The 13,393-nt window shown below is 72.3% G+C and carries 9 protein-coding genes and 1 pseudogene; 8 read left to right on the forward strand and 2 right to left on the reverse strand.

What is annotated here, in order from left to right; all coding sequences use genetic code 11:
* Positions 1-40: 40 nt before the first annotated feature.
* Both AB8Z36_RS13355 and AB8Z36_RS13360 read right to left on the reverse strand, forming a co-directional pair.
* Positions 41-5,743 (reverse strand): type I polyketide synthase, encoded by a 5,703-nt coding sequence (locus AB8Z36_RS13355; protein ID WP_369213484.1) that lies wholly within the window; start codon positions 5,741-5,743, stop codon positions 41-43.
* A 32-nt stretch (positions 5,744-5,775) separates the two neighbouring features.
* Positions 5,776-6,096 carry an acyl carrier protein gene (locus AB8Z36_RS13360; RefSeq protein ID WP_369213485.1) on the reverse strand — a complete coding sequence of 107 codons (321 nt, stop codon included), beginning with the start codon at positions 6,094-6,096 and terminating at the stop codon, positions 5,776-5,778.
* A 253-nt stretch (positions 6,097-6,349) separates the two neighbouring features.
* Here AB8Z36_RS13360 and AB8Z36_RS13365 point away from each other — a divergent pair, with 253 nt between their 5' ends.
* From AB8Z36_RS13365 to AB8Z36_RS13400, 8 genes and pseudogenes are all read left to right on the forward strand, one after another.
* Positions 6,350-7,990, forward strand: coding sequence for an aldehyde dehydrogenase family protein (locus AB8Z36_RS13365; RefSeq protein ID WP_369213486.1), 1,641 nt, complete (start codon positions 6,350-6,352; stop codon positions 7,988-7,990).
* A gap of 43 nt (positions 7,991-8,033) precedes the next feature.
* Complete coding sequence (locus tag AB8Z36_RS13370) at positions 8,034-9,170, forward strand: acyl-CoA dehydrogenase family protein (protein ID WP_369213487.1); 1,137 nt, start codon at positions 8,034-8,036, stop codon at positions 9,168-9,170.
* Positions 9,171-9,214: 44 nt separating this feature from the next.
* On the forward strand, positions 9,215-10,516 hold the full coding sequence (locus tag AB8Z36_RS13375; RefSeq protein WP_369213488.1) for an aspartate aminotransferase family protein: 1,302 nt from the start codon (positions 9,215-9,217) through the stop codon (positions 10,514-10,516).
* A gap of 2 nt (positions 10,517-10,518) precedes the next feature.
* A complete protein-coding gene (locus AB8Z36_RS13380) occupies positions 10,519-11,001 on the forward strand; it encodes a type II toxin-antitoxin system RatA family toxin (protein ID WP_369213489.1) in 483 nt (160 codons plus the stop codon).
* 23 nt (positions 11,002-11,024) lie between these two features.
* Entirely contained in the window at positions 11,025-11,582 is a 558-nt protein-coding gene (locus tag AB8Z36_RS13385) for a hypothetical protein (protein WP_369213490.1), read from the forward strand.
* Complete coding sequence (locus tag AB8Z36_RS13390) at positions 11,579-12,133, forward strand: flavin reductase family protein (protein WP_369213491.1); 555 nt, start codon at positions 11,579-11,581, stop codon at positions 12,131-12,133. Before AB8Z36_RS13385 ends, AB8Z36_RS13390 begins: the two co-directional genes overlap by 4 nt.
* The gene (locus AB8Z36_RS13395; RefSeq protein ID WP_369213492.1) at positions 12,130-13,113 is read left to right on the forward strand and encodes a VlmB-like protein; all 984 of its coding nucleotides are present in this window, start codon (positions 12,130-12,132) and stop codon (positions 13,111-13,113) included. The genes AB8Z36_RS13390 and AB8Z36_RS13395 overlap by 4 nt, the downstream gene beginning before the upstream one ends.
* Positions 13,110-13,393: pseudogene (locus tag AB8Z36_RS13400) on the forward strand (3-oxoacyl-ACP synthase); the annotation flags it as partial. The gene AB8Z36_RS13395 and the pseudogene AB8Z36_RS13400, both read left to right, overlap by 4 nt.

Consider the following 13,393-nt stretch of genomic DNA (forward strand, 5'->3'; position numbering starts at 1 on the left):
GGTCACGGGTGGTCCGTGGCCGCCGCGCCCCGGCGGTGTCTCAGGGGTGCTGCTGGGCGGCGGGGGCGAGGCGGCCGTCGAGGAACTCGGTGAGCCTGCGGACCGTGGGGTGGTCGAAGGTCAGCGAGGCGGGGAGCGGCAGCCGGAACAGCGTCTCCAGGCCGCCCTTGACGGTCTGGGCCATCAGCGAGTCCAGGCCGAGCGAGACGAACTCGGCGTTCGCGTCGAGGTCGTCACCGGCGTCCATGTGCAGCGCGCCCGCCACCTGCTCGCGCACGGCCGCGGCGATCACGGCGGTCCGCTCCGGCTTCGGCAGGGCCACCAGGGCGCCCAGGTCGAGGCCGGTGCCGTCCGCGCCCGCCTGGTCCTGCCGGGCCAGCCGGTCGTAGAACGCGTCCTCCACACCGCCGCCGGACACATAGCGCGCCCAGTCGAACTCGCCGACCACCCGGCGGCTGCCGGGTCGCTGCCAGAGCCTGGCCAGGGTGTCCAGGGCCCGGGTGGGCGAGAAGAAGCGGACGCCGCTGCGGTCGATCTCCGCCGCGAGCTGCTCGTCGAGGCGGGCCGACATGCCGACCCGCGCCCAGGCGCCCCAGTTGACCGAGAGGCCGGGCAGCCCCTTCAGGCCGCGCCACTCGGCGAGGCTGTCCAGGCCCGCGCTCGCGGCGGCGTAGTGGCCCTGGGTCGCGCCGCCGAGCACGGAGGCGATCGAGGAGTAGGTGACGAAGAACTCCAGCTCGGGGAAGGAGGCCTCGGCGGCCTCGTGCAGCAGCCAGCCGCCGTACGCTTTCGGGGCGAGCTGGGCGTCGATGGACTCCCAGGTCAGTTCGGCGATGAGCCGCTTGTCGAAGGAGCCCGCCGCGTGCACGACGCCGCCCACCGGACGCGGCCCCGCCGCGAGGCCGTCGGCGAGCCGCCGCACGTCCTCCGGGCTGCTCACATCCGCTCGTACGATGGCGACCTCGGCCCGCTCGGACAGTTCGGCGAGCACCTGCGCGGCCTCGTCGGTCGCCCGGCCGCCCCGGCTCACCAGGGTCAGGTGCCGGGCGCCCAGCTCGACCAGCTTGCGCGCGGTGACCAGGCCGAGGCCGCCGAGACCGCCGGTGACCAGGTAGGTGCGGTCGGGGCGGACGCGGGCCGGGGCGGGCTCGGCGTCGGGGCCGCCGGGCACGTCCACCCACACCTCGGTGCCGGTGTCCGCCGCCGCGGTGCGCAGCGCCTCGCCGATCTCGKCGAGCCGGAACGCCGTCGCCCCCTCCCGCTCCCCGCCCCCGGCCGCGCCCGGCGCGAGGGCCACCGCGGACGCGGGCACGGTGAGGGTGGCGCGCAGGGCGCCGTCATGGCGTACGTAGACCTCGTCGCCCGCGGTGAACGCGGCCTCGGCGCCCGCCGCGAGGACGGTCCCCGCGGCAAGGGAGCCGAGGACGGGGCCGGTGCCGCCGGACTCCTCGCCCTCCAGGGCGGTACGGGCGTCCTGCGCGGTCAGCGCGACCGAGGCGACCCGCACCTGGACCTCGCCCGCGGCGGGCGCCCGGTCCTCGACGGGTGCCAGGGAGAGATCGGAGAGGTCGCCCGAGCCGGGGGTGTGCAGGGCGAAGCCGCCGGGCCAGGTGCGGGTCGCGTCGCCGGGCAGCAGCCTGCGGACGTAGCGGCGGCCCGCGCGGTGGGCGACCTGGTGCTCGCCGGGCGCCTCGGCGCGGCACTCGTCGAACAGTGCCGTCAGGCCGCCGCGCTCGACGTCCACCAGGGTCGTCCGGTACTGCGGCGACTCGGTGAGCAGGACGCGGCCGAAGCCCCAGAGGGTGGCGGCGGCGAGGTGCGCGCCGTCGCCCGGCCGGTCGCCCGGCAGCCGCTGGGCCTCCTCGGTGACCAGCCAGAGCCGCGGCGGGCGCTGCTGCGCGGCGGCGTCGAGGACGGTGACGAGGCCGAGCAGCTCGCGGTAGTTGCGCTCGCACTCGGCGCGGAACAGCTCGGCGGAGAAGTCGCCGGGCGTGGGCCGCCAGACCCAGCAGACGTCGGTGACGGAGGTGTCGTCGAGGGCCGCCTTGAGCGCGGCGAGGTCGGCGACCGGCGTGACCCGCAGGGCGCCGCCGTCGGGGCCGGCCGGGCCGCCGCCCAGGAGCAGCGCGTGCCGGGGCGCGGTGCCGTCCAGGGCGGGCAGCGCGCGGCGCACCCACTCCGGGCGGTGCAGGAACTGCCGCTGACCTGACGGTCCTTCGGGGCGGGCCAGGGTGACACCGCCGAGTTCGAGCACCGGGCGGCCGTCCTCGGAGAGCAGGATGTCGGCGACGCGCCGGTCCCGTTCCGTGCGGACCCGGGCGACGACGCCGAGCCGCTCGCCCCGGGGCTTCTTGAAGTGCCGTACGGAGGCGATCTCGCGGGCGAGGAAGACCGGGCCCTCCGGGTCGAGCGCGACGGCGGCCTGGAGCGCGGCCTCGACCAGCTCGGCGGGGACCTGCTCGACGGCGGTGGTGCCCCGGCACTCCAGCTCGCCCGAGGCGACACCCTCCTGGTGGCGGGCGGCGCCGAGCAGGACCCGGGCGCGCGGGCCGTGCGGGCGGCCGACGGAGGCGAGGTCGGTGTAGAGGTCCTCGGCGTCGCTCGCGAGAGCGGCGGCGTCGAGGGCGAGGCCCGCGAGGGCGGGCTCGTCCTGGTCGGGCACGGCCGCGAGCACGGCGGTGGCGTGCACGCGCTCCCCGGCCTCCTGGCCCTCGCCCGCCTCGACGGCGGTCAGGACCGTCACCTCGGCGTCGCCGTCCGCACGGGGCGTGACCCGGGTGGTCAGCGTGAGGGGGGTCTCGGCGGTGAGGGTGAGCGGCTCGCCGAGGCGCAGGGCGCGGACGGCGGCGCGGGTGTGTCCGTGCACGGCGTCCTGGAGGGCGAGGAGCAGGTCCACATAGGCACCGGCGGGCAGTACCGTGCGGTCGCCGTCGGCGAAGTCGGCGAGCGCGCCGAGCTCCTCGACAGTGAACTCGGCGGTGAACTCCCGTACCGGAGCCGCCTCTTCGCGCCGCACCTCGGCGCCGAGCAGCGGGTGGTGCGCGGCGCCGCCCTGGCCGCCGCCCCTGCGCGGGGTCACCGAGGGCAGCCAGTAGCGCTTGCGCTGGAAGGCGTAGGTGGGCAGGGCCAGCTTGGCCGGTACGGCACGGCCCTCGTGGTAGCCGGACCAGGAGACCGGGAGGCCCGCGGCGTAGTACTCGGCGAGGGCCCGCAGCGTGGTGTCGCCGCCCCGGTCCCGGCGCCGCAGGCTGGCCAGCCAGAGGTGGTCCTCGACGGGCAGCGAACGCTGGGCGAGCGCGGTCAGCGCGGTCGAGGGGCCGATCTCCACGAGGGCGTGCCGCCCGCGCTTGGCGACGGCTCGGATGCCGGAGAGGAACTGCACGGGCTCGCCGATGTGGCGCACCCAGTAGTCGGGGGTGCCGATCTCGCGGAAGCGGGCGAGCTTGCCGGTGACGTTGGAGATCAGGCTGATGGCCGGCTCGCGGAAGGTGATGGCGTCGAGTGCGGCGCGGAAGTCGTCGTACACCTCGGCCATGAGCGGCGAGTGGAAGGCGTGGCTCACGGCGAGCTGGTCGACGCGCAGCCCCTGCGCGGCGAGTGCGGCGGTGACCTGCGTGAGCGCCTCGGCGCCGCCGGAGATCACGCACTGGTCGGGGGCGTTGGACGCGGCGAGCGCCAGGTCCGGGTGGGCCTCAAGGAGCGGCAGGACGTCCTCGGCGGGGGCGGCGACCGCGGCCATGCCGCCCTTCGCGCGCACCGCCTGCATGAGCCGGGCCCGCGCGGCCACCAGCGTCACGGCGTCGGGAAGGCTGAACAGGCCCGCGACGGCGGCGGCGGAGGCCTCGCCGATGCTGTGCCCGATCAGCACGTTGGGGCGGACGCCCCAGGACATCCAGAGCTGCGCGAGCGCGTACTCCAGGGTGAACAGGGCGGGCTGGGTGTACTCGGTCCGGTCGATCGCCCCGGGGTCCTCAGCCGTGCCGACGACGAGGTCCCGTATCGAGCGGTCCAGGTGGTCCGAGAAGAGGCGGTCGCACTCGTCCACGTGGCGGCGGAAGACCGGGAAGCGCTCGTACAGGGCGGCGCCCATGCCCGCGTACTGCGCACCCTGGCCGCTGAACATGAAGGCGATCTTGCGGATGCCGGACGGGCCCTCGTGGTCGCGGTCGGCGGCCTTGTCCAGGAGCCTGGTCAGGGCGGCGCGGTCGGTGACGGGGCCCGCGATCCGGTACGGGTGGTGGGTGCGGGCCACGTTGCCGGTGTAGCTGAGCGCGTCGACCGGCAGGTCCGGGTCGTCGGCGAGGAGGCGCTGGTAGGCGGCCACCTGGTCGCGGAGCGCGGCGGCGGTCTTCGCGGAGAGCGTGAAGAGGGGGGTCGCGGGGGCTTCGAGGCCCTCGGTGTCGCGCTCCGGCCGCGCGGGCGGCTGTTCCAGGACGACCGCGCCGATGGTGCCCGCGAAGCCGAAGCTGTTGACGACGGCGCGCCGGACCGGTGCCTTCCACGGCTCGGCCGCCGTGGGCACCCGCACCGGGTACAGGTCCCAGGGGATGCGGCCGGAGGGCGTGTCGAGGTTGAGGTGCGGGTAGATCGTGGCGGAGCGGATCTGCAGCACCGCCTTGATGACGCCGACGATGCCGGAGGCGGGCTCCATGTGGCCCAGGTTGGTCTTCACCGAGCCGACGAGCAGCGGGTCGCTCTTGGTGTGCGAGTCGGCGAACGTGTCGCCGATGGCGCCGAACTCGATGGGGTCGCCCAGCGGGGTGCCGGTGCCGTGCGCCTCCACGTACTGGATGTCCCCGGGGGTGAGCACCGCCGCGTCGAGCGCCTCGCGGATGACCTTCTCCTGCGCGGGGCCGTTGGGCACGGTCAGGCCCGCGCTGTCGCCGTCCTGGCCGACGGCGGTGCCCCTGACCAGGGCGAGGACGGTGTCGCCGTCCCGCGTGGCGTCGGAGAGGCGCTTGAGGACGACGATGCCGCAGCCCTCGGCGCGGGCGTAGCCGTCGGCCGACTCGTCGAAGGTCTTGCACTGGCCGTCGGGCGAGAGCATCTGCGCGTTGGAGAACATGACCGGGATGCGCGGGTGGTGCAGGGCGTTGACGCCGCCGCAGAGCGCGATGTCGGTCTCCCCGGCGCGCAGGCCCTGGACGGCGACGTGCAGGGCGGCGAGCGAGGACGAGCAGGCGGTGTCGATGCTCATGCTCGGGCCGCGCCAGCCGAGGAAGTACGAGAGCCGCCCCGAGAGCGGGAACATGGTGATGCCGGAGGCGAGGAGGCCGTCGAGCTCCTCGTAGGGCAGGGAGTCCAGTTCGAGGGCGTAGTCGATGGAGCTGGCCCCGATGTAGACGCCGCCGTTGCCGCGGCGCAGCGGCGCCGGGTCGATGTTGGCGTGCTCCAGAGCCTGCCAGGCGGTTTCCAGCAGCATGCGCTGCTGCGGGTCCATGTACTGCGCTTCCTTCGGGGAGATGTTGAAGAAAGACGCGTCGAAACGGTCGATGCGGTCGAGGAATCCACCGGACGTGGTGTGAATCTTGCCCTTGTCGTCCGGGCTCTGCGGAGTGAAGGCTTCGACGTCCCAGCGGTCGCCGGGAATGGGCCCGATGCCCGAACGCCCCTCGCGCAGAAAGGCATCGAATTCATCCAGCGAATTACTGCCGCCGGGGAATCGCAGGCCGACACCGACGATCGCGATCGGCTCGGGCGCCCCGTCCGGCACCTGGTTCTTCTCTGATTCCTCGTGCGGCATTCCGCGTCTCCTTCTGTCCGGGACCCTGAAGATCAGTCGGTGCCGGGTGTCGCGCCGGCTATCGCGTGGGACGGGTCGGACACCGCGTCGACGAGGTAGTCGAGGAGGCGGCTGACCGTGGGCTCGTTGAAGAGCACGTTGGCGTTGATCGAGACGCCGAGGACGTCTTCGAGGGTCTGCCGCATCTCGGTGAGCTTCAGCGAGGTGAGGCCGAGGTCGAAGTAGCTGATGTCGAGCGGGAGGTCCTCGTCGTCGTCCATGAGCAGGCTCTCCCTGAACTTGCCGACGAGGAGCAGCTCCAATTCCTCGGCCAGCTCGGTCCGCGGCAGTTCGCGGAATTGCTGAAGTGTCATGTGTAGGGGAGACATGCGGCCATGGAAGCAATGACCCCTGACGCCCCACTGACGTCGCGCGCGTACCCTTCGCGCCCGCCACTCAGTCGTCGGCACGCCGATTGACCACAGGATTGACTTAATCGGTTCGGCGTCCCGTGCGATCAGCACCGCGTCAGCGCCGAGTCAGATGCCGCTGCCACGATCGAGATGCTTCGCAAGAGCTCACCGGATCGGAAAGCACTCGGAGATACCCCACCCCGAAAGGCTGGATATGCTGCGCGGCGCCATACAGGAGGAAAGTGCTCCGGCACATTCCGACCTCAAGAGCTATGACCTCTATATCGCGGGCAAGGACGTCGCCGGTGACGGGTGGGTCTACACCGTCAGCGGTCGCTCGCTCCTTGAAGACGTGTTCACCAGCGTGAGCCTCAAGCGCACCCTGGAGCAGGACCCCGAATCCGACGCGGCCAACCACCCGTACGTGGTGGGACGGTGCGCGATCGCCGACGACTCCGCCATCGACCTGGCGACCCAGGCCGCCGCGGCGGCGGCCCAGGAGTGGGCGGCCGTCCCGCAGGAGCGGCGGATGCGCATCGGCGCCCGCTTCCGCGAGGAACTGATCAAGCACCAGGACGAGTTCCTCGACATGCTGGTCGCCGAGTCCCACCCGCTGAAGCTGGCCCGCTGGGAGCTCAGCTGCCTCCTCCAGATCTACGCGCCCGGAAGCCTGCGCTGGTACGCCAAGCAGATGCGGGTCGAGAAGGAGTACGGCGGCCGCAAGCTCATCCTCCAGCGCCAGCCCGACGGCGTGGTCGCCTTCAACCCGCCGCAGAACGCGCCGCTGCCCAGCGCCGCGCTCTCCGTGCTCGCCCTGATGGCCGGCAACGCCGTCGTCGTCCGGGCCCCCCGCAGCATCGCCCTGTCCACCATGTGGCTGCTGCGTGACATCGTTGCCCCCATCCTGGAGGAGTTCGACGCCCCGCCCGGCGTCCTGAACGCGGTGTGCAGCAACCCCAAGCAGACCATGGACCGCTGGGTCACCGACCCGCTGATCAACGACATCTTCTACATCGGCGGCAGCCAGGAAGGCCTCCGCTTCGAGCAGGCCTGTGTCGCCAACGGCAAGAAGCCCATCCTCGAACTCGCCGGCAACGACGGCATCGTGGTGTGGAAGGACGCCGACGTGAAGTGGGCCGCGGAGGCCATCACCGAGTCCTTCTTCGGCTCCGGCCAGATCTGCATGGTCCCCAACTACGTCCTGGTCCACCCGGACGTCGCCGACGCGCTCATCGCCGAGGTGCAGGAGCAGGTCAAGGGCATCAAGCCGGGCTACCCCGAGGAGGAGGACGTGCTCCTCTCCCCGGTCCGCCGCAGCGAGCGCTTCTTCCGGCTGCTGCGCCAGGCCCTGGACAACGGCGCCGAGCTGCTCACCGGCGGCAACCGCACCGAGCTGGACGGCACGGTCTCCGAGACCGGCGTCTTCCTCCAGCCCACCGTCGTCCGCGTGGACGGCCTGGACCGGGCCCGCACCTACGACGTGGTGCGCGAGGAGACGTTCTTCCCGCTGATCCCGGTCATCGTGCCGGAGGCGGACAACGACGACGCGCTCCTGGAGGACTTCCTCCAGTTCGTGAACTCCAACGAGTACGGCCTGCGCAACTCGCTCTGGTCACGCTCCGACCACGTCATCGACACCTTCGTGCGCCGCGTCGTCAACGGCGGCCTGCTGAAGGTCAACGACTCCCACATCGGCTTCCTGCCCTACCTGCCGAGCCACGGCGGCACCGGACGCACCGGCGGCGCCTTCGGCGAGGCCAACTACCCGATGCTCAAGACCTCCCACGTGCAGGGCGTCAGCATCGCGCGCGACGTCAGCCCCTACGACGCGGTCTTCGGCGCCTTCGACGACTGACGGCCGAACAGCCCCTTCCCCCCTCTTCTCCGGAGGTTCTGACGTGCGTTCCCTCGATGCCGCTCGGGCCGTCTCCGAGCGCTACCACCCCGGCCTGCTCAAGGAACTGGCGGAAATCCCCTACGCCGAGCGGGAGAAACCCGGCAGCCCCATCATCGACCTCTTCCGCATCCACGGCGGGGTCGGCCTGCTGATACCCGAGGAGTACGGCGGCCATGGCGCGAACCCCCTCGACGCGCTGCACACGCAGTTCGCCCTGGGGTCCCTCTCGCCGTCGCTCGCCGCGGCCGTCTCCATGCACCACTTCACCGTCGCCATGCTGTACTCCCTGGCGAGCGCCGACGGCCGGCTCACCGACGCGCAGAGCGAACTGCTGCGCCGCGTCGTCCCCGACCAGCGGGTCATGGCCTCCGGCTGGGCGGAGGGCCGCACCGAGCAGAACATCCTCACCCCCTCGGTGACGGCGCGCCCCGTCGAGGGCGGCTACCTGCTCTCCGGCTCCAAGAAGCCGTGCAGCCTCGCCCACTCGATGAGCCTGCTCACCGCGAGCATCGCCATCCACGGCCTGGAGGGCGACCCCGAGCTGGCGCTCGCCCTGGTCCCGGCCAACGCCCCCGGCCTCTCCGTCCACCCCTTCTGGGGCAACGACCTGCTGGCCGGGGCCGAGAGCGACGAGGTCCGGCTCGAGGACGTCTTCGTACCGAAGGAGATGGTCGTACGGGCCGGGGCGGACGACCCGCGCCGCCTCGACGACCTCCAGACCGCCGGATTCGTCTGGTTCGAGATGCTCATCACCGCCGGCTACCTCGGTGCCGCGGCGTCCCTGGTCGAGCAGGTGCAGGAGCGCGAGCGCGGCTCGGTGCAGGAGCGCGCGGCGCTCGGCGTCGAGCTGGAGGCGGCCCTGTCGCTGCTGGAAGGCGTGGCCCGCGCGATCGGCCCCGAGCCGGACGAGGCCTCGGTGGCCCGGGTGCTCGTGGCCCGCTACGCCATCCAGAACGCGCTGCCCCGCATCACCTCGCAGTCCCTGGAACTCCTCGGCGGCCTGGACTTCATCCGCTCCTCCGGCCACGCCCTCGCGGCCGCCGCCTCGGGCGCGATCGCCTTCCACCCGCCCGGCCGGGGCGCCGCCGCCGAGCCGCTCCTGCGCTACTTCGACGGCGGCCCGCTGGTCCTCGCCTGACCCGCAGCCCCGATTCGCACCCGCTTCATTGGAGTGAGAAAACCGTGACCGTAATCCAGGAAAACCCGGCGACCGCGGCTCCCCCGGCCGACGACGAGGCCGAGATCCTCGGCCTGTACCGGGCCCATCTGAGCAAGGGCAGGGCCACCCTCGCCGAGCTGTTCGGCAGCCACATGGAGGTCGCCTCCGAGGGCGCCTGGCTGACCACGAGCGACGGCGAGCGCTTCCTCAACGCGGGCGGCTACGGCGTCTTCATCATGGGCGCCCGCCACCCCATCGTGATGGAGGAGGTCGAGCGCCAGCTCCGTACCCACCCCACCGCGACCCGCATCCTGTTCGAACCGACGGTGGCCCGCGCCGCCGAGGCCCTGGTCTCCGTCATGCCGGAGGGCCTGGACCGCGTCCACTTCGGCCTCTCGGGCGCCGAGGCCGTGGAGACGGGCCTGAAGCTGGCCCGCGCGGGCGGCTTCAAGCGGACGATCTCGATGCGGGGCGGCTACCACGGCAAGACCCTCGGCGCCCTGTCCGCCACCGCCAAGGAGGTCTACCAGAAGCCGTTCAGGCCGCTGGTCCCCGACTTCCACCACCTGCCCTTCGGTGACGCCGACGCCCTGGAGGCGGAGCTCGCCGCCCACCCGGGCGAGGTCTGCGTCATCCTGGAGCCCGTCCAGGGCGAGGGCGGCGTCATCATCCCGCCCAAGGGCTACCTCAAGCGCGTCGAGGAACTGGTCCGCGAGCACGACGGCTTCCTGATCCTCGACGAGATCCAGTCCGGCTTCGGCCGCCTGGGCGAGTGGTGGGGCGCCGACTTCGAGGACGTACGTCCCGACGTGCTCCTCGCGGGCAAGGCCCTCGGCGGCGGCGTCCTGCCGGTCTCCGCGGCCGTCGCCACCCGCAAGGCGTTCCGCCCCTTCGACAAGGACCCCTACGTCCACACCGCCACCTTCTCGGGACAGCCCGTCCTGATGGCCGCGGTCCAGGGCGCGGTGCGGGCCATGAAGGAAGACCGCCTGGTGACCCGCTCCACCGACCTGGGCGCCGCGCTGCTGCCGCGGATCTCCGAGATCGCGTACCGCAACATCCCCGAACTCGTCGTCGAGGTACGGGGCCAGGGCCTGCTCATCGGCGTGGAGCTCATCGAGGCCGGTCTCGCCGGCGAGCTGCTGATCGAGCTCTTCAACCACGGAGTGGTCGCGAACCACTCCATGAACGGCAGCTCGGTGGTCCGGTTCACGCCGCCCGCCGTCCTGAGCGACACCGACGTGGAGTTCCTCCTCAACTCCTTCGACCTGGCCACACGCGACCTCGTGCGGGGCGCGGCCACCATGCCGAAAGGCGGCAACTGATCGTGCGACACGTTGAACTGGAAGCAGTGGTCCCCGCGGAGCAGATCGCGACGGTCTTCGACGCCGTGCGGCGCTGGGAGAAGTACCCCGACCTGGCCCCGCACGTGAACTCCACCACGGTGCACGCCACCCTGCCCGAGCCGAATTGCAGTTCGAGCTGGGAGCTGCACTTCCGCAGCGGTCTCCTTCGCTGGACGGAGGACGACGTCTTCCTGCCGGAGCAGGGCGAGATCCGCTTCGAGCAGAGCGACGGCGACTTCGACTCCTTCGTGGGCGTCTGGGCGCTGACCCAGCAGGGCGACGACGTCGCGGTCCGCTTCGACGCGGACTTCGACTTCGGCATCCCCAGCCTGGAGGGCATCCTCGACCCGATCGCCGAGCGCGTCATCAAGGAGACCGTCGCCTGGTCGCTGACGGGCCTGTTCCCCGCCACCCGTGTCGCGGGCGGCATAGAGCTCACCGAGCCCGCCGCAGTCGGCGCCTGAGACCCGCCAGGAGCTGACCAGCCATGGACCAGGCAAACCCCTTCGAGACACCGAAGACGTACTCGCTGCACCGCGCCGAGTACCTGGTGGGCTTCGCGGTCTCCACCGGCCTGCTCATCGCCCACATCGGCGAGATCCGCTGGATTCCGGCGGTCGCGCTGTTCCTCTACATCGACCTGATCGGCTACATCCCCGGCGCCATCGCGTTCAAGCGCAGCGGCGGGCAGCCCATCTCGAAGGTGTACTACGTCCTCTACAACGTCATGCACAGCCTCATCACCCAGGCCGCGGTGGCCGCCGCCTGGTGCTGGCTGATCGGTCCCGAGTGGGCGCTGCTCGTACTGCCCTTCCACCTCTTCGGCGACCGCGGGCTTTTCGGCAACTTCATGAAGTCCTTCGCGCTGCCCTTCGAGCCGGTGCGCCAGAGCGGCTATCTGCGGCTCCTCGACGACCTCGGCCTCGAACACCCCAAGCCGGTGGGGCACGCCCAGGACCCGGTGCCGGTCGGCCACATCGTCAAGCGGCCCGTCCCCGCGGCGGCCCCCGCGCCCGCTCCGGCCCGTGAGGAGGCCCTGCGATGAGCACGCTGACCACGCTGCGCCGCCCGGTGCGGCAGGACCCCGCCGAACGTCGCCGGGCGCTGTACCACCTGGCGTCGCCCGTGTCGGTCCTCACCGTGGGCCACGCCGGGGTGCTGCACGGCACCACGGCGAGCACGGTCACGCTGGTCTCGCGGGAGCCGCTGCTCGTGGGGGTCGCGATGCGCCCCGGATCATCGTTCGCGCGGCTCGCCGCGGCCGAGGGGCGCTTCGTCATCAACGTCCTCGACGGCGGTCAGGGCGACCTGGCGCGGTGGTTCGCGGACAGCTCCCGTCCCGACGGCAGCGCCCAGTTCGACGGCCTGCCCTACACGGACGACTCCTACGCCCACGCCCCCCGCCTGAGCGGGGCGCTCGCGCACTACACCTGCCGGGTGCACTCCACGCACCGGGCGGGCGACGGCGAGGTCCTGCTCGGCTACGTCGTGCGGGCGACCGCCGAGAGCGCGCCGCCGCTGTTCAGCTACGCGGGCGATCTCGTCGCCGGCGCCCTGCACCCCGCCCGCACCACGAAGGAGACAACGGCATCATGAGCGGTTCTGTGGCCCCCGAGGCCGACTGGGACAAGGCGCCGGGATTACTCGACGGCGCGAAGGAACTGACCCTCGGCCCCGACGACTGCGACCTCGCCTACTGGTTCACCTCGGTGGCGCAGGGCACCCTGCGCGACCGGGGCGCCACCGGGCACCACGCGGACGCGACGGTCCCCGACTTCCTGAAGGCGCCGGGCCCGCTGCGGGACGCGCTGATCCTGGAGTTCGGCTTCCGCGGCCTGTCCGAGGAGATCGCCACCCGGCTGCTCGGCCACTACGTGTCGCTGGCCCCCGGCGTCCCCGAGATGGAGTTCTACGCGACCCAGCTCATCGACGAGGCACGGCACGCCCGCGTCTTCCGCAACCACCTGGTGGAGCTCGGCGAGCCCGCGGACACGCTGCTCAAGGACATCGACGAGATGGCCGCCGACTACCGCAAGCGGGTCCTGGACCCGGTCGTCGACTTCACCCTCGACATCGTCCGCGACCAGCAGGACTTCCCCGGCGGCGTGGCGGTCTTCGCCATCGTCATCGAGGGTGTCCTCGCCCCCGCCGCCGAGCTGAGCGAGCGCAAGTGGACGCCGCTCTCCCCCGCCACGGGCGAGATCTCGCGCGGCACCGCCATCGACGAGATCCGTCACCTCACGGTCGCGAGCACCATCCTGCGCGACCACGCCGCCGCCCACCCCGAGTACCGCCCGCGGCTCCTGGAGATCCTGCGCGCCGGGGTCAAGCTCTGGGACGAGGTCCCCGACCGGGAGTTCGTCATCCACCGCGAGGAGCTCTTCCAGAAGGGCATGGCCGACCACGCGGACAAGATCGGCGACTACGAGATCTGGCCCGGCGTACGGATGCTCGACACCACCCCCGAGCAGCGGTACGACATGGCCGAGCAGTGGACCGACGAGATGGCCGAGTCGCGGATGGCCTACATGGGCCTGCCCGTCGAGGTCCTCAGCAGCCCGGAGCCGGGCGCATGAGCGGCGCGGCCCGCCCTCTCGGCCGGTCGGCGGTGATCTGCGGCATCGGAAGCTATGTGCCGCCGAACCTGGTGACCAACGACGACCTCTCGCGGCACCTCGACACCTCCGACGCGTGGATACGCTCCCGCACCGGAATCGCCGAGCGCTACGTGGTCTCGCCGGGCACCGCCACCTCCGACCTGGCGGTGGAGGCCGGTCTGCGCGCGCTGAAGTCCGCGAGCACGGAACAGGTCGACGCGGTCGTGCTCGCCACCACCACCCCCGACCAGCCGTGCCC

Origin of the sequence: Streptomyces flavofungini, assembly GCF_041028215.1 — a bacterium.
In the GTDB taxonomy this organism is placed as follows: Bacteria; Actinomycetota; Actinomycetes; order Streptomycetales; family Streptomycetaceae; genus Streptomyces; species Streptomyces flavofungini_B.

Bases quoted from the DNA above. Each gene is read 5' to 3' on its own strand.
- AB8Z36_RS13360 (WP_369213485.1), bottom strand. From the start codon at position 6,096: ATGACACTTCAGCAATTCCGCGAACTGCCGCGGACCGAGCTGGCCGAG.
- AB8Z36_RS13365 (WP_369213486.1), top strand. From the start codon at position 6,350: ATGCTGCGCGGCGCCATACAGGAGGAAAGTGCTCCGGCACATTCCGAC.
- AB8Z36_RS13385 (WP_369213490.1), top strand. From the start codon at position 11,025: ATGGACCAGGCAAACCCCTTCGAGACACCGAAGACGTACTCGCTGCAC.
- AB8Z36_RS13390 (WP_369213491.1), top strand. From the start codon at position 11,579: ATGAGCACGCTGACCACGCTGCGCCGCCCGGTGCGGCAGGACCCCGCC.
- AB8Z36_RS13395 (WP_369213492.1), top strand. From the start codon at position 12,130: ATGAGCGGTTCTGTGGCCCCCGAGGCCGACTGGGACAAGGCGCCGGGA.